Below are 16,320 nucleotides of genomic sequence, written 5' to 3' on the forward strand. Positions count from 1 at the left end.
TCTGAGGGCTGAACCATGGCGCGCGACACAACCGATTTCCGGCCGATCGAAGACATCGACGAACTCGTCGAGCACCTGGCCGAAGGCAACAAACCGCGCGACAAGTGGCGCATCGGCACCGAGCACGAGAAATTCCCCTTCTATGTCGATGGCAACGCGCCAGTGCCCTATGGCGGCGAGCGCGGCATCCGCGCCATCCTCGAAGGCATGCAGTCAAAGCTGGGTTGGGACCCGATCATCGACGACGGCCGCATCATCGGCCTGGTCGAGCCGACGGGCCAGGGCGCGATCTCGCTCGAGCCCGGCGGCCAGTTCGAGCTTTCCGGCGCGCCGCTGGAGACCATCCATCAGACCTGCCGCGAAGGCAATGCGCATCTGGCGCAGGTGCGCGAGATCGCCGAACCGATGGGCATCCGCTTCCTCGGCCTCGGCGGCAGCCCGAAATGGTCGCTGGCCGAGACGCCGAAAATGCCGAAGTCGCGCTATGAGATCATGACGCGCTACATGCCCAAGGTCGGCACCAAGGGCCTCGACATGATGTACCGCACCTGTACGATCCAGGTTAACCTCGACTTCGAGAGCGAAGCCGACATGCGCCGCAAGATGCAGGTCTCGCTGAAGCTGCAGCCGCTGTCGACGGCGCTGTTCGCCAACTCGCCCTTCACCGAGAGCCGGCCGAACGGACTGCAGAGTTGGCGCGGCGACATCTGGCGCGACACCGACAACCAGCGCTCCGGCCTGCTCGAATTCTGCTTCTCGCCCGAGTTCGGTTTCGCCGACTATGTCGAATGGGCGCTCGACGTGCCGATGTATTTCGTCATCCGCGACGGCCATTATCACGACATGACGCACATCACCTTCCGCCAGTTCATGGCCGGCGCCGCTCGCAACGAAGTGCCGGACGGGCTGCCGACGATGGGCGACTGGGCGAACCACCTGTCGACGCTGTTCCCCGACGTCAGGCTGAAGCGTTTCCTCGAAATGCGCGGCGCCGATGGCGGCCCGTGGCGGCGCATCTGCGCGCTGCCGGCATTCTGGGTCGGCCTGCTCTATGACGAGGCGGCGCTCGGCGCGGCCGAGGCATTGACCTCGAGCTGGACCTACAAGGAAGTGCTGGCCATGCGCAACGCGGTGCCGGAGCTGGGCATTTCCGCGCCCTTCCGCAACGCCACGCTGCGCGAAATGGCGCGCGATGTGCTGGCAATCTCGCGCACAGGGCTGAAGAACCGCGGCAAGAAGAACCGTGACGGCTACGACGAAACCTCGTTCCTCAACACTTTGGACGAAGTGGTTGCGCGCGGCACGACCAGCGCCGAGGAGATGCTTTCGGCCTACCACACGCGCTGGGGCGGCTCGATCGAGCCGGTGTTCATGGAATACGCCTATTAACCGCGCGCGTTAAGGAACGGCAAAAGCCGCTTCAATCGAGTGTTGAAACGAATTAGGCTCTCTTCCAAGGAATTCAGGAGGAGAAGCCGATGCCTACCTTGTTCGACATGCTGACCCAGGCCCAGAACGGCAACGGCATGCAGGCGCTTGCCCAACAATATGGGCTTTCGATGCAGCAGACACAGGCGGCGGTCGCAGCACTGCTGCCGGCCTTTTCGCAGGGGTTGCAACGCAACACCGCCGATCCCTACGGTCTCGGCGCCTTCATGACGGCCATGGCAAGCGGCCAGCACGCCAAATATTTCGAAGACGCGACCCGGGCGTTCTCGCCGCAAGGCGTCGATGAAGGCAACGGCATTCTCGGACATCTGTTCGGGTCCAAGGACCTGTCACGCGCCGTGGCCAGCCAGGCTGCGCAAGCGAGCGGCGTCAGCCAGCAGGTCCTGCAGCAGATGCTGCCCGCGATCGCCTCGATGGTGATGGGCGGCCTGTTCAAGCAGACGACAAATCAGATGCAGTCCGCGGGAGGCTTCGGCGGTGGTGGGAACAATCCGCTCGGCGAGATCATCGAGCAGATGATGCGGCAAGGCGGCATGCAGGCCCCGGCACCACCACAGCGTCAGGCTCCGCCGCCCCAGAACCCGATGGACAACCCGCTCGGCAAGGTCTTGCAGGACATGTTCGGCGGGCAAAGCCAGCCGCAGCAAGCGCCCAACCCTTATGGTGAAAATCCGCTCGGCAAGGTGCTGCAGGACATGTTTGGTGGCGGCGCGCCGCAGCCGCAAGCCCGACCGCAGCCACAGCAGACGCAGAGCCCCTATGGTGACAATCCGCTGGGAAAGATCTTCGAGGAAATGCTGCGGCAGGGCGGCGGCGGATTGGGCGGCGGGCAGCCGGCGCCTCAACCTCAGGCACCGCAGCAGCGCCAGGCGCCGCAACCACAGACCAACCCGAGCGGCAGGCCGAGGAACCCGTTCGACGATTTGTTCGGCAAGATGTTCGAGACCGGCGCCCAGCAGCGCGATGACTATCAGAAGGGCGTGGAAACGATCTTCGATCAGTTCAAGCGCGACATGGATCGCAGGTAGGATTTCGCGATCGTCATCCTGGGGCGAAGCAAGGAGCAAAGCGACGCGTCGCTACGCCCAAGGATGACGAAGCAGAGGCAAAGAAAAGCCCGGTCCTTGGGGGGACCGGGCAACGTGCAGGCAGGCCGGCGGGGAACCGGCAGGGAGTGGGAAGCCTGCAGAACCTTTGGTCGCGCTGAGCCCTGAAAAGGTTCAACGCGACCGAAACTCAACCGATCAGGCCACCTTGCGGGCAAGATCCTCGATCGTCTCCACGCGATCGCTGGCGATTTCACGCAGCATCGCCGTCGGGTCGCGGCCAAACGGCACGTCGATGGCGACATGCAGGTCGGCGCGCGTCAGGCCGATATCGGCGAGCTCGGCGTCCGACATCTCGCCAAGACGGTAGAAGGCGCGGCGGTTTTTCCAGGCGCGGTAGAAGTTGAAGACGGTATTGGCCACGCGCATCGCAACGGCCGGACGCGAGGTGATGCGCGAGGTCTCGGTAGCGAAATCGATCGTGGTCATGTCGGCCTCCTTCAAGCTTCGAACGGACAAAGCCAAGCAGTCGGCGCTGGCGACAGCGGCCGTTCCGGCTTCGATTCACTTTCAAAGATGCATGTCGCTGCCCCAAAACCGGTGTCCACTTTTGGGTGACATGCATTGGGTTGATGTGGACGATACCAATTTGCCATCGGCCGATTGATTAATCCAACGAATGTTTCTAATCTTTAGCATCAACATCAATGATGGATTGGACCGATGAAAGCGCCGCTCGATCTCGATCAGTTGCAAACCTTCATCTCGATCGCCGATACCGGCAGCTTCACGCGGGCAGCCGAAGAGGTGCACCGCACCCAGTCGGCGGTGTCGATGCAGATGCGCCGGCTGGAAGAGCGGATCGGCAAGCCGCTGTTCGAGAAGGAGGGGCGCAGCAACAGGCTGACGGAGGAAGGCGACAAGCTGCTCTCCTATGCAAGACGGCTGCTCTACCTCAACCGCGAAACGCTGGCCGCCTTCGATGACCAGCGGCTCGAAGGCACGATCCGCATCGGCACGCCGGACGATTACGCCGATCGTTTCCTGCCTGAGATCATGGCGCGCTTCACGCGCTCCAATCCGCGCGTCGAACTGACTGTCATCTGCGAGCCGACGCCGGGACTGGTCGAACATATCAAGCGCGGCAATCTCGACCTGGCGCTGGTGACGCACAATGATGTGCGCGGCCAGTCGGAAGTGGTGCGGCGCGAACCGCTGCTTTGGGTCACCTCGGCCAACCATGCGACACATGAACAGGTAACGCTGCCGATGGCCTTTGGCCGGCCGAACTGCATCTGGCGGCGCGCCGCCGTCGATGTGCTGGACCAGCAGAACCGCGACTATCGCATCCTGTTCACCAGTTTCTCGGCGACCGTCATCACCGCCGCCGTGCTTTCGGGGCTGGCGATCTCGGTGCTGCCGGAATGCGCGCTCAGGCCCGGCATGCGGGTGCTGGGCGAGGCCGACGGTTTCGGCGCCCTGCCCGACTGCCGCATCGGCATCATGCGCGGCCAGACCTCGCGGCCGGAGATCGTCGATGCGCTTGCCCGCCACATCTCGGAGAGCCTGGACAACATCTCGGTGCCGCTTGGCGAGGAGACGGGAACATTCGACTTCGCCGCGCTCGCCTTTGCCAAGATGAAGCGGACGAGACCGAACCAGATCCTGCCCGGCTGGTAGACCGGCTGGCAGGGAAGAATCGAGGCGCCTTGAGCGCGTGGCCGGATACGGGCGCCTTGACGTGGGGCGCCAACCAGCCCCCAATCGGCCGATGAGCGAAGCAGCATCCGAATCACGCACCAACGCTACCGAATACACGGTGAGCGAGATCTCCGGCGCGCTGAAGCGCACGGTCGAGGACGTCTTCGGCAATGTGCGGGTGCGCGGCGAAATCTCCGGCTATCGGGGCCCGCACTCCTCCGGCCATGCCTATTTCGCGCTGAAGGACGACCGCGCCCGGCTCGACGCCGTGGTGTGGAAAGGCACGATGAGCCGGCTGAAATTCCGTCCCGAGGAAGGGATGGAGGTGATCGCCACCGGCAAGCTCACCACTTATCCCGGCAAGTCCAACTACCAGATCGTCATCGACAATCTGGAGCCGGCCGGCGCCGGCGCGCTGATGGCGCTGCTGGAGGAACGCAAGCGCCGGCTGCAGGCCGAGGGGCTTTTCGACGCCGGCCGCAAGCGCCGGCTGCCCTTCATGCCGCGCGTCATCGGCGTCGTCACCTCGCCGACCGGGTCCGTCATCCGCGACATCATCCACCGCATCAAGGACCGCTTTCCGCTGCATGTGCTGGTCTGGCCGGTGCGCGTGCAGGGCGAAACATCAGGCGTGGAAGTGACCAATGCCGTCGCCGGCTTCAATGCACTGGCCTGGGATGGCCCAATCCAACGTCCCGATCTCTTGATCGTCGCGCGCGGCGGCGGCAGCCTGGAGGATCTGTGGGGGTTCAACGACGAGGCGCTCGCCCGCGCCGTTGCCGCCTCCGGAATTCCGGTGATCTCCGCGGTCGGCCACGAAACCGACTGGACACTGATCGACCTCGTCGCGGATGTGCGGGCGCCGACACCAACGGGCGCGGCCGAAATCGCCGTGCCGGTGAAGGCCGACCTCGAAGCGACGCTTGCCAGCCTTGGCGCGCGGCTCAAGGCGGCCATCTCACGCAATTTCGAACGCAAGCGGCAGGCCGCGCGCGCGGCGGCGCGCGCACTGCCCTCGCCCGATCAATTACTGGCGCTGCCGCGCCGGCGCCTCGATGAGGCGACGAGCCGGCTCGGCCGCGGCCTGTCCGTCAGCGTCGATCGCAAGCGGGCGCGTCTCCAGGGCCAAAGGCTGACGCCGGCCACACTGTCGCGGCGCATCAACGAGGCGCGCACGCTGACCGGCCGTGACCTCGCCCGCGCGCAGGCGGCGTTCTTTGCAATCGTGCGCGAACGGCGCGCGCGCTTTGCGCGCACCGCGACGCGGCTGTCGCCGGCACCGATCGCACGAAGGCAGAAGCAGCAGGCCGATGCACTGGCAGCGCTCGCAAGGAGGCAGGATCGTGTCATCTCGCTGCGGCTCGAGCGGCTGCGCGGCCAGTTGAGCCAGGCAGAGCGCCTGCTGACCACGCTGTCGCACAAGGCCGTGCTGGCGCGCGGCTTCGCGCTGGTGAAGGATGCCGATGGCGCGGTCATCAAGCAGGCCGCCGACGTGACATCGGGGATGGCGCTTTCGCTGGAGTTCGCCGACGGCACGGCGGATGCGGTGGCAACCAGTGGTGCGGCGCGGCCGAAGCCGGCTGCCAAGCCAGCGGCCAAGGCGAAAGAACCCGGCAATCAGGGATCGCTGTTCTGACCATGACCGGAAATCCGCACCATCTGGCCACGCCCAGCGGCAAGCCGCGCGCGCGGAGCTTCGGCATAGGCTTCGACGGAACGCCCGGGCCGTTCAACGCAATCACCGATGTGTCCGGCGTCGCTGTCGGCTATGCGACGTTGATTTCCGGGGACGGTGCGCTCGTCGTCGGCAAGGGGCCAGTGCGCACCGGTGTCACCGCGATCCTGCCCAGGCCGCGCGCCGATCTGGCCACGCCGGTCTTCGCCGGTATCTTCAGCCAGAACGGCAATGGCGAACTGACCGGCTCGTACATCGTCGAGGAAACCGGTGCCTTCAACTTCCCGATCACCATCACCAACACGCATTCCTGCGGTGTTTCGCGCGACGGCACGCTGCGCTGGATGCATCAAGTGCTGCCGGCCGCGCTCGACAGCGGCTGGGGCCTGCCGGTGGCGGCGGAGACCTATGACGGGTTTCTCAACGACATAAACGGCCACCATCTGACCTTTGAGCACGTGACCGAAGCCCTTGACGGCGCAACCGGCGGGCCGGTCGAAGAAGGCAGCGTCGGCGGCGGCACAGGCATGATCACCTTCGGCTTCAAGGCCGGGTCGGGCACGGCGTCGCGCGTCGTTGAATGGCAGGGACATTCCTATACGGTCGGCGCCTTCGTGCAGTCGAATTTCGGCCAGCGCCACAATTTCACCCTTCGCGGCCTGCGTGCCGGGCCGGAACTCACGGAACCGGCGATCCGTGAAGGCACGACCCGCGCCGAAAAGGGTTCTATCATCGCCGTTGTCGCCACCGATGCGCCATTCCTGCCGCACCAGATGAAGCGGCTGGCTCGCCGTGTGCCGCTCGGCGTCGCCATGACCGGCGGCTTCGGCTATCACAGCTCGGGCGATATCTTTCTCGCCTTCTCGACAGCCAACCCTGCCGCCGCATTGGCCCCGTCGGGCCGAATCGCCAACGCCGATTTCATTCCCGATACGGACATCGATCCGTTCTTCGATGCGGTGATCCAGACCGTCGAGGAATCGATCCTCAACGCCCTGGTCGCCAATGACGATATGACCGGGCGCGACGGCAATTTCGTGCCGGCACTGCCGAAGGCCTGGTTGAAAGAAAAATTCGGGCTGAAAGAAAAGTTCGGCTGAGACGAAAACGCGGGCCGACGGGCCCGCGCATTCAGACAGAATGACCGTTAAAATCTATTCCGCAGCCTTGCTGGAGGCCTGCTGGTGCTCGTCGGCCTCGGCCGCTTCCTCGAGCCGGGAAGCAATGAGTTCCTGGATATCGCCGACTTCTTCCTGGATGTCCTCCAGCGGGATGCCGACCTCGGCCGCCTTGGCGGCGCATTCCCTGGCCAATGTCTCGGCCTGCTTGTCGATCCTGGCCTGGGACTGGCAATGGACCTTTTCGCCGATCCATCCCCGCAAGAACTCGATGGCGTGTTCACTCATACTGCTGTTCCCTGGCGGCAAAGCCGGTTGGTAATCATAAACGTCGGCATCCCGCAAAGGATGCATGCTCCCATTCCAGCCGAGTCGCGGCCAGCCGGCAAGTCAATGCCGTGCAGGGTCCACAGAGCCGAAGGAAATCGAGGGGTGAAGAACATTTTCTGATTCTGAAGGACTGTACCGTTGGCGGGATCTGGCCCGCTCCGAGCAATTGCTTCTACCTTTTACGGCTTTCAGTCCGTTTCTTAGTCTCAATGGCTGTCGCTACAGCCGCCTTTTACGTTGCGCCTCAAGGCACCAGCCAACGAGGCCGCCGGTATATAGTGATATCCTCATCCAATGTCGACTCCTCCCAACCGTGCCCACAGGTTGCACCAAAGTCGCACCCCCGCGCACCCATCAGAAGGTTTCGACCCAGGGCCTCAGCTCCATTTCCCAGGTCCAGGCGCTGCGGTGCTGGCGATGGATGGAGAGATAGGCCTCGGCGATGTCGTCCGGAGACAGCCGGCGATCCGGCGGCCCGGACTCCTGTCCGGACGTGGCCGAGGCGATGGCGCCATCGATGATGAAGTGCGCGACGTGGATGTTCTTCGGCGCCAGTTCACGGGCCATGGACTGGGCCAGTCCGCGCAAGCCGAATTTGGGTATCGCAAAGCCGGCGGAGCCGGCGAAGCCCTTCACGCTTGCTGTCGCGCCGGTGAAAAGGATCGAGCCCGAACCTAGAGCCACCAGCCGGCGTGCCGCCTGCTGGCCGACCAGGAACCCGCCATAGGCCCCAACCAGCAAAGCCTGCCGGACCGCCTCGGGATCGAGCTCGGCTATCGGCCCGCGAGCGCGTCCGCTGGCGTTGAAAACCACAAGCGAGAGCGGACCGGCCTTGTCGGCGACATCGAACAGACGCTCCACCGACGCAGGATCGGAGACATCCGTTGCCACGGCCTGCGCGCCTGTCTCAGCCTGCAATGCACCGAGTTTCTCAATGTTTCGGGCGGCCAGAACGACGCTGAACCCTTCCTTGGCGAGGAGGCGCGCCAGCGAGGCGCTCAAGCCGGAGCCCGCACCGGCAATGACGGCGACATTGGATGTCATGGGACCTTTCCTTCCTTGCACGAATTGCGGTCGATGGCTTGCGAATGAACGGTGTTGAAGCTTGCCGGATCAGCGCGGCGGCGGCAACGCCGAGGCACCTGGAATTGCTCCAGAAAAATGGCCGGGCGCGAAAGCGGCCCGGCCAAAAAGAAGGTCATAACCTTCAGAGGGGAACACCGCTCAGTGAAATGGGAGGAAAACACCGAACGGATTTTTCTCTTTTGAACCGATTCTCGGACAGATACGACGGATGATTTTCTAAAGATTGGTCAGAATAGCGAAAATTCTGTCCCTTCTTCGCCAGGAAGCTCAACCAACCCGGCTTTCCCCTTCAAGCAGATCCGCGTAGTGGCGCCTCGCGACGTCGGGATGCGAGCGCAGCCGGCTTTTCAGCACATTGGTCCCAACATCGCGAAACAGCGGATTGTCCGGATCGCTGGCCGGCCCGCGCGCCTGCACCGCCAATTCCTCGGAAAGGCCAAGCAGCGGTATCGTCGCATCGAGCCTGGCGCTGAAGAAGAACGGCACCGAAATGCGTTCAACGCCGGCAGGCGGCGTCACGACCCGATGCACGGTCGCGCGCAAATAGCCGTTGGAGGCCAGTTCGAGGAGTTCGCCGATGTTGACGACGAGTGTGCCGGGAATGGGATCGACATCGACCCAGGCGCCGTCATAGTCGACCTGCAGCCCCTTGTTGTCATCCTGGAGCAGCAGCGTCAGGAAACCGCCATCCTTGTGCGCGCCCACGCCCTGCTCGCCGCCGGTTGCATCGCGGCCGGGGTAGCGCACGATCTTCATGCGATGGTTGGGCTCCCCGCGATAGATCGGGTCGAAGGCATCCTCGGGCTGATCGAGCGACAGCGCGAAGGCTTTGAGCAACCGGATCGCCACGGCCGTCACCTTGCTCTGCCAGGCAAGCAGCGCCGGCTTGAGGTCCGGCAGCGCCGCGGGCCACTGGTTCGGTCCCTGCAGCCGCGTCCAGGCGGGAACCCCCGGCCCTTGCGCGATTGCCGGGCGTTCGACGCCGATGTCGAGCTGCTCGCGCCAGTCCTCCTTGCCCTTGGTCAGTTCGCCGCCCGCGCGCGTATAGCCGCGAAACTGAGAGGACTTGACCATCTCGATTGCAAGCTTGTCGGCTTCCGGCAAGGCAAAGAAGTGACGCGATGCGGTGAGTACCTCGCTGATCTCCGCCCAGGAGATGCCATGTCCAGCCAGGTAGAAAAAGCCGATGTCGCGCGAAGCGGAGCGCAAGTCCGCCAGAAATGTCCGGCGTTCCGACGCGCCTTGCTCAAGACGGCTCAAATCGAGCACAGGCACTATTCTAGGCATATCAGGCTCCTTTCCCAGTGCTTTGCGGATGTTGCTTGAAACCTCCATCCGCAGAACACGGCCGATTGAACATGCAGGCACTTTTGCGCGACCATAGCCGCCATCAACGCGCGCAAGTCTCATCGACTTCGAATTGCCGGGAAAGAAACGATCGGCCCTTCGTCGCGGCCGCGACGAACAATTTTTCCATTCGGACGGGCGAGCTGATGAAGATCGCGATCATGCCGGGACAGGCAGACTCTGGGCGCGCCCAATCTCCCTCAATCCTGCCGGGCCGCCCTCAACAGCATGCCGAACAGGTCGCGCGGCTCATCGGGGTCTGCCAGCATGTCGAGTTCCTGGTAGAGGCCGGTCGACTTCAGCTGATCCCTGACATAGCGCAGCGCCGAAAAATCCTCGATGGCGAAGCCGACGGAATCGAACAGCGTGATCTGGCCGGCATCGCGCCTTCCTTGCACGGCGCCTGATATGACCTGCCACAGTTCAGTGACCTCATGATCCGGTGCGAGTTGCTGGATCTCGCCTTCGATACGGGTCTGCGGGGGATATTCGACGAAGATGTCGGAGCGCAACAGGATGTCGCGGTGCAGTTCTGTCTTGCCCGGGCAGTCGCCGCCGACCGCGTTGATGTGGACGCCGGAGCCGACCATGTTGTCGGTGAGAATGGTGGCATACTGCTTGTCGGCGGTGACGGTGGTGATGATGTCGGCGCCCTCGACCGCCTCCTGCGCGGTCGTGCAGGCGGTCATGTCGAAGCCGAGACCGGCCAGATTGCGGATGCATTTCTCGGTCGCCGAACGGTCGATATCGTAGAGGCGCAATGTGTCGATGCCGAGCAGTGCCTTGAAGGCCAGCGCCTGGAATTCGGCCTGGGCGCCGTTGCCGATCAGCGCCATGCTGCGGGAGCCGACTGGCGCCAGATGCTTTGCCGCAAGCGCCGACATCGCCGCCGTGCGCAGCGCGGTCAGGATGGTCATTTCCGACAAGAGCACCGGATAGCCGTTGTGGACATCGGCCAGCATGCCGAAGGCGGTGACCGTCTGGCGGCCCTCGCGCATGTTCTTGGGGTGGCCATTGACGTATTTGAAGCCATAGACCTCGCCGTCACTGGTCGGCATCAGTTCGATGACGCCCTCGGCGCTGTGCGAGGCGACACGCGGCGTCTTGTCGAACAGGTCCCAGCGGCGGAAATCATCCTCGATATAGCCGGCAAGTTCGACGAGGAAGCGTTCGACGCCGATCTTCAGCACCAGCTTCATCATGTGGTCGACGCTGACGAACGGCACGATGTTGAGATTGGGGATCATTTTGTTTTCCTTGCCGGCGTTCCGGTCAGTCCTTGCGATGCGCGTTGTGCGCCTTCATCATCGCGGCAAGCGCCGGGTCTTTCTCCTCCAGCGCGCTGATGGCGCCACCCGTATCGTAAAGGCGCTCATCCTGCCCCATCTTGAACTTGGCTTCGAGCCGCTCGATCGGCAGGTCGAAGCCGATGATGTGAGGTATGCGCCGTTCCATGCCGCCGGGACCGAGTTCGCGCATGCGCCAGCGGTCGTCGCGACCCTTTTCCAGCACGTCGACCAGTTGCAGCAGATGCCGGGCAGTGGCGTGCTCGTCGAGTGGCACCGGATGGCCGTGGCAATGAACCACCGCAAAGTTCCAGGTCGGCGCGCTGTCGCGCACCGGGTTGCGCGGATACCAGGAGGACGAGATGTAGCCATGCGGCCCCTGGAAGACGGCAACCGTCTCCCTGCCCTGCGCAATCAGCTCGCTGTGCGGATTGGCCCTGGCGAGATGCGAGACCAGCGTGCCGTTTGCGCCCCGCGTGCGGTCGAGCACGAACGGCAGATGCGAGACGACGAGCCCTTGCGGTCCTGATGTCACCACCGTGGCGAAAGCGGCCGCCTCGATCAGGCCGATCACGGCGTCGCGCGACAGCGGCGCGAATTCCGGCTTGCTGTACATCAGATCAGCTACGCTGGACCCGGACCGCCGGGATCAGGCCTTGCGGCCGCAACAGCAGCACGGCGATGACACCCGACAGCACGATCGCGTCGCGATAGGGCGCGATCGCCGCCGGCAGCGTCGCCTGCAGCAGCACCTCGATGATGCCGAGCAGGAAACCGCCCGCGACAGCACCCGGCAGGCTGCCCAGCCCACCGACGACGGCGGCGATGAAGGCTTTCAGCACCGGCGTGAAGCCCATCAGCGGATCGACCGAGGCGCGCTGCGCCACCCACAGCATGGCCGCCAGCCCCGCCAGCAGGCCGGAGAGCAGGAAAGCGGTGGCGATGATGCGGCTGGCCGGAATGCCCATCAGGCGCACGACGTCGAAATCTTCCGCCGCCGCGCGCATCGCCGTGCCGGTGACCGAGCGGCGCAGGAAGACCTCCAGCGCAATCAGCGCCAGCGCCGAGACGACGATCGAGATGCTAGGACCGACGCCGATGGTGAAATCACCGAAGGAGAAGGCGCCGGTCATCCAGCCGGGCATGGCGACAGCCTGCGGCCGGGCCGAAATGCCGTTCTGGAAGACGACTTTCAAAAGGCTGGACACGGCGAAACTGGTCAGCAGAAGACTGGTGACGCTGGCGCCGCGCATCGGCCTGAAGGCGATACGCTCCATGGCGACAGCGGCGAGCGCACCGCAGGACACGGCGACAAGCACGGCCACCGGGAAGGGAAAGCCGAGCACCAGTGAAGCCAGAAGCGCGTAGCCCGACAGCGTCATCAGCTCGCCATGGGCGAAATTGATGAGGCCGACGATGGAGAAGACGATCGCCAGGCCGAGTGCCAGCAGCGCATAGACGCCGCCGAGGCTGACCGCATTGATGATCTGCTGCGCGATCATGCTTCTCAAGCTCCCAGATAGGCCTGGCGGACGAGGTCCGAAGAGGCGAGTTCTTTTGCCGTGCCCGACAGCACCACCTCGCCATTGGCGAGCACGACGGCACGGTCGGCGATTTCCAGCGCCAGTGCCACATTCTGCTCGACCAGAAGGATGGTCAGGCCCTTGCGGCGCAGTTCGGCGATCAGGTCGAAAACGGTGTCGATCAGTTGCGGGGCAAGGCCGAGCGATGGCTCGTCGAGCAGAATCATGCGCGGTTTGCCCATCAGGGCGCGGGCGATGGCCAGCATCTGCTGCTCGCCGCCGGACAGATTGCCGCCCTTGACGCGATGATAGCGACGCAGGATCGGAAACAGCTCCAGCATCTCCTCCTCGCGCACCCTCGCCTCGGCGGCGGGCTGATGCACCGCGCCGCCGAGACGCAGATTGTCGGCGACCGTCAGGCTGGCGAAGATGCGGCGGCCTTCGGGAACCAGCGCCACGCCCTTGCGGGCGATGGCCTCCGGAGCCAGGCCGGTAATGTCGGCCCCGTCGAACACCACCTTGCCGGACGCAGCCGGCACCAACCCGGCGACGGCGCCAAGCGTCGAGCTCTTGCCGGCGCCATTGGCGCCGACCAGCGCGATGATCTCGCCGCTGTCGACGGTGAGGTCGACACGGCGCACCGCCTCGACTTCGCCGTACCGGATTTTCAGGGCTTCGACGCTCAGCATGGCATCACGGCGCGGGAACGTCGGCGGCGGCGGGGATCAGGGTTTCGACATGCTTGCCCTCGCCGCCGTCGTAGCGCATCAGCGCCACGGGCCTGAGCGGCATGCGGTCGGTGCCGGCATAGGTGATCTTGCCGGTGATGCCCTCGAAATCCTTGAGGTTGGCGATGGCGTCGCGGATGGCCTTGGGATCGTCGGAGCCGGCGGTCTTGACCGCCTGGTCGAGGATCAGCCCGATCTCGTAGCCATTGACCTCATAGGTCGATTCCGGCGCGTGGCCGGCATATTTGGTGAAGGCGGCGTTGAAGGCTTCGAGCTTGCTGCCCGGCTCGGCATAGCCGGCCGCGGTATAGACGACGCCATCGACCAGCTTGCCAAGGGCCTTGATGGTCGGCGTGCCGATGGCATCGGCGCCATAGACCGGGATGGTGACGCCGGCGCCGCGCAATTGCTGGATGAAGGCCGGGAAATCCGGCTCATAGGCCGCCGTCATGATCAGGTCCGGCTTGTCGGCCAAGCCTTTGATATTGGTGATCTCGGCGGAAAAGTCCGGCTGGCCCATTGTGAAGGTGCCGCGGCCGACGACGGCGCCGCCCTTCTTCTCGAACACCTTGCCGAAATATTCCGGCAGGTTGGCGGTGTAGGTGGAGTCCGGCGAGGTCAGCAGGAACACCTTCCTCTTGCCTTCGGAGACGGCGAAATCGGCCACTGCCGTCGCCTGCACATTGTCGGCCGGATAGGTGCCGAACATCACGTCGCCGACCGCACCTGTGAGCACGGGGGCGGAGCCGCACAAGGTCAGGGTCGGAATGCCGAGCGGCTGGGTGAGCTGGCCGGCGGAAATCGAGGGATCGGCGTCGCAGGGCGTGATCATGATCTTGGCGCCGGCGTCGATCAGTTCCTGGGCGACGGTGGCGGTCTGCGCGGTGTCGGAGCGCGTGTCCTTGATCAGCAGCTTGACGGTGTATTTGCCACCGAGCCCGCCCTTGGCGTTGAGCTCGTCAAGCGACATGCGCAAGCCGGCAAGGGCCGGCTGGTCGTAGGGGGCAAGGCCGCCGGTCTGCGCGGTCGCCGCACCGATGATGATCTCCTCGGCACTCGCCGTCGAAATGGCGGCGATGCCGGACACCGCCGCGCACAGGGCAGCGCGGTGGAGGCGATAGAGGCTTGGCATGTCGGTTCTCCTTCTGGATTTGTTATCGTTGGCTGTCGTCGTTGCGGTCTATGCGGGCTGGTTTTCAGGTGTCGCGGTCTTGGCGCGCGCCGTGCGGCTGCCGAGATAGGCGGCGATGACGGCGGGGTTGTTCTGGACATCGGCCGGCGTGCCGTCGGCGATGACGCGGCCGTGGTCGATGACGACGATGCGCTCGCAAAGGTTCATCACCAGCCGCATGTCATGCTCGATCAGCACGACGCCGATGCGGCGCTCGGCGCGCACCGCCGACAGGATGGAGACGAGTTCGGCGGTCTCGACGGCGTTCATGCCGGCGGCCGGTTCGTCGAGCAGCAGGAAGCGCGGCTTCAGCGCCAGGGCGCGCGCCACTTCCAGCCGACGGCGCTGGCCATAGGCAAGCCGGGCCGCCGGCTGGTCGGCTGACTTCTCCAGACCCATGCGGGACAGTTCGCGCATGGCGGCCGCCTCGGCGCGGCCGAGATCAGGTTCGACCTGGCGGGCGGCGACGACGACGTTTTCCAGCACGGTCATGTGCGGAAAGACGCGGATGTTCTGGAAGGTGCGGGCAATGCCTGATCGCGCAAAGCGAAAGGCCGAGGCCTGCCGCACCACGCCGCCGACGGACACGGTTCCCGCACTGGGTTGCACATCGCCGGCCAGCATGTTGAGCAGCGTCGTCTTGCCGGCGCCGTTGGGTCCGATGATGCCGGTGATGCTGTCGGTCTCGAAGCTCAAGCTGACGTCATCGACGGCGACGACGCCGGCATAACGGCGCGACAGATGGTCGGCCATCAGCCGGTCGGCACCAACCTGTTGCGGCACCGCGGCCGAAGCCATGTCCGCCCGGCGCCCGGACCGGCGCAAAAGGTTGAGCTCACGCTCGCCGAACAGGCCGGTGGGCCGGCGCCAGATGACCAGGATCATGGCGATAGCCAGCACGCCCTGGGTCAGGCCGAAGAGAACAGGCAAATGCAGGCCGAGCACCTCGCCGCCGCCCTCGAAGCGGCGCACCACCTCGATCACCACGATGGTGACGATGACGCCGGCGAAGGCGCCGAGCGAGGAGGTCATGCCGCCGACGATCAGCATGGCGAGCATGGTGAAGCCGAGATCGAAATAGAAGTCGCGCGGCGAAAACGCGCCCAGGAACTGCGCCATCATGGCGCCGGCGGCCATGGCAGCGACAACGCCCGCCACCCAGGCGGCGAGCCGCGCCGTGCGCTGGTCAACGCCGACAGCGGCGGCGCCTCGCTCGTCATTGGCGGCGGCGCGGGTGGCAAGACCGAAGGAGGTCTCGCGAAACAGCCTCGCCGCGATCAGCGTCACCGAGGCGATCGCCGCGGCGGTCCACAGCCCGACCTCTCGCGGCACACCGTAGAAGGGTTGGCTGCCCCGGGTGATCTCGCGCCCGGCGACCAGCAGCGTGTAGACGATGATCAGCATGGCGAGCGTGGCTATCGAGGCACTCGATCCGGTCAGTCGAAGCAAGGGCGTGCCGGTCAGCAGACCTATGACAACAGCCAGAACCAGGACGACGGCCAGCGCCGCGAAGAAGGAAAGTTGGTACCCGCCAAGGAATTCCGGCAGATCGCGCAGCGCCGTGCGCTGCAGCGCGCTCGGCATGGTGAGAATGCCGGTAGCGTAGGCGCCAAGGCCTACAAAGGCGGCCTGACCGAAAGAGACGATGCCGCTATTGCCGGAGAAAATCTGCAGCCCAAGCACCGCCGTCAGCATGATCGCGGCATAGGTGACGACGCGCTGCATGGCGGCGCCGCCGAAGATGAAGGCGGCAAGCGCCACCAAGAGCAGCACCGCCACCATGCACAAGGCATCGGCCGTGGCGTTGCGAAACGCGGCCGGCATGAAGCCGCGCGGCTTGCTCCCGCTCATCATCACCGC

At 64.9% G+C, this 16,320-nt stretch carries 15 protein-coding genes; 5 read left to right on the plus strand and 10 right to left on the minus strand.

Features of this window, described 5'->3' with window-relative positions; all coding sequences use genetic code 11:
* Positions 1 to 15 precede the first annotated feature (15 nt).
* On the plus strand, positions 16 to 1,389 hold the full coding sequence (locus AC07UC_RS30835; RefSeq protein ID WP_494908486.1) for a glutamate--cysteine ligase: 1,374 nt from the start codon (positions 16 to 18) through the stop codon (positions 1,387 to 1,389).
* A gap of 89 nt (positions 1,390 to 1,478) precedes the next feature.
* Positions 1,479 to 2,477: a DUF937 domain-containing protein gene (locus AC07UC_RS30840; protein ID WP_202323849.1), complete on the plus strand. Its 999-nt coding sequence runs from the start codon at positions 1,479 to 1,481 to the stop codon at positions 2,475 to 2,477.
* A 216-nt stretch (positions 2,478 to 2,693) separates the two neighbouring features.
* Here AC07UC_RS30840 and AC07UC_RS30845 read toward each other — a convergent pair whose 3' ends face one another.
* A complete protein-coding gene (locus tag AC07UC_RS30845) occupies positions 2,694 to 2,984 on the minus strand; it encodes a DUF1127 domain-containing protein (protein WP_056565295.1) in 291 nt (96 codons plus the stop codon).
* 234 nt (positions 2,985 to 3,218) lie between these two features.
* Here AC07UC_RS30845 and AC07UC_RS30850 point away from each other — a divergent pair, with 234 nt between their 5' ends.
* The 3 genes from AC07UC_RS30850 to AC07UC_RS30860 all read left to right on the plus strand — a co-directional run bounded on the left by AC07UC_RS30850 (position 3,219) and on the right by AC07UC_RS30860 (position 6,971).
* On the plus strand, positions 3,219 to 4,175 hold the full coding sequence (locus tag AC07UC_RS30850; RefSeq protein ID WP_056565299.1) for a LysR substrate-binding domain-containing protein: 957 nt from the start codon (positions 3,219 to 3,221) through the stop codon (positions 4,173 to 4,175).
* Between the two features lie 91 nt (positions 4,176 to 4,266).
* Positions 4,267 to 5,832, plus strand: a complete 1,566-nt coding sequence (xseA, locus tag AC07UC_RS30855) for an exodeoxyribonuclease VII large subunit (protein WP_494908487.1) — start codon at positions 4,267 to 4,269, stop codon at positions 5,830 to 5,832.
* A gap of 2 nt (positions 5,833 to 5,834) precedes the next feature.
* Positions 5,835 to 6,971 (plus strand): DmpA family aminopeptidase, encoded by a 1,137-nt coding sequence (locus AC07UC_RS30860; protein ID WP_494908488.1) that lies wholly within the window; start codon positions 5,835 to 5,837, stop codon positions 6,969 to 6,971.
* A 54-nt stretch (positions 6,972 to 7,025) separates the two neighbouring features.
* Here AC07UC_RS30860 and AC07UC_RS30865 read toward each other — a convergent pair whose 3' ends face one another.
* The 9 genes from AC07UC_RS30865 to AC07UC_RS30905 form a co-directional block, all read right to left on the minus strand.
* On the minus strand, positions 7,026 to 7,277 hold the full coding sequence (locus AC07UC_RS30865; RefSeq protein WP_056565310.1) for a DUF768 domain-containing protein: 252 nt from the start codon (positions 7,275 to 7,277) through the stop codon (positions 7,026 to 7,028).
* Between the two features lie 396 nt (positions 7,278 to 7,673).
* Entirely contained in the window at positions 7,674 to 8,363 is a 690-nt protein-coding gene (locus AC07UC_RS30870) for an SDR family NAD(P)-dependent oxidoreductase (RefSeq protein ID WP_494908489.1), read from the minus strand.
* A gap of 309 nt (positions 8,364 to 8,672) precedes the next feature.
* Positions 8,673 to 9,692, minus strand: a complete 1,020-nt coding sequence (locus tag AC07UC_RS30875; protein ID WP_494908490.1) for an isopenicillin N synthase family dioxygenase — start codon at positions 9,690 to 9,692, stop codon at positions 8,673 to 8,675.
* A gap of 260 nt (positions 9,693 to 9,952) precedes the next feature.
* Positions 9,953 to 10,999 (minus strand): ornithine cyclodeaminase, encoded by a 1,047-nt coding sequence (gene ocd, locus AC07UC_RS30880; RefSeq protein ID WP_140774914.1) that lies wholly within the window; start codon positions 10,997 to 10,999, stop codon positions 9,953 to 9,955.
* A 25-nt stretch (positions 11,000 to 11,024) separates the two neighbouring features.
* Positions 11,025 to 11,654: an FMN-binding negative transcriptional regulator gene (locus AC07UC_RS30885; protein ID WP_494908491.1), complete on the minus strand. Its 630-nt coding sequence runs from the start codon at positions 11,652 to 11,654 to the stop codon at positions 11,025 to 11,027.
* A 4-nt stretch (positions 11,655 to 11,658) separates the two neighbouring features.
* Positions 11,659 to 12,540: a branched-chain amino acid ABC transporter permease gene (locus tag AC07UC_RS30890; protein ID WP_494908492.1), complete on the minus strand. Its 882-nt coding sequence runs from the start codon at positions 12,538 to 12,540 to the stop codon at positions 11,659 to 11,661.
* A 5-nt stretch (positions 12,541 to 12,545) separates the two neighbouring features.
* Positions 12,546 to 13,250: an ABC transporter ATP-binding protein gene (locus AC07UC_RS30895; RefSeq protein ID WP_056565325.1), complete on the minus strand. Its 705-nt coding sequence runs from the start codon at positions 13,248 to 13,250 to the stop codon at positions 12,546 to 12,548.
* A 4-nt stretch (positions 13,251 to 13,254) separates the two neighbouring features.
* Complete coding sequence (locus AC07UC_RS30900) at positions 13,255 to 14,421, minus strand: ABC transporter substrate-binding protein (protein WP_494908493.1); 1,167 nt, start codon at positions 14,419 to 14,421, stop codon at positions 13,255 to 13,257.
* Positions 14,422 to 14,469: 48 nt separating this feature from the next.
* Positions 14,470 to 16,311: a branched-chain amino acid ABC transporter ATP-binding protein/permease gene (locus tag AC07UC_RS30905; protein ID WP_494908494.1), complete on the minus strand. Its 1,842-nt coding sequence runs from the start codon at positions 16,309 to 16,311 to the stop codon at positions 14,470 to 14,472.
* Positions 16,312 to 16,320: the final 9 nt, after the last annotated feature.

This window comes from Mesorhizobium sp. GW821-FHT04C10 (assembly GCF_059420305.1).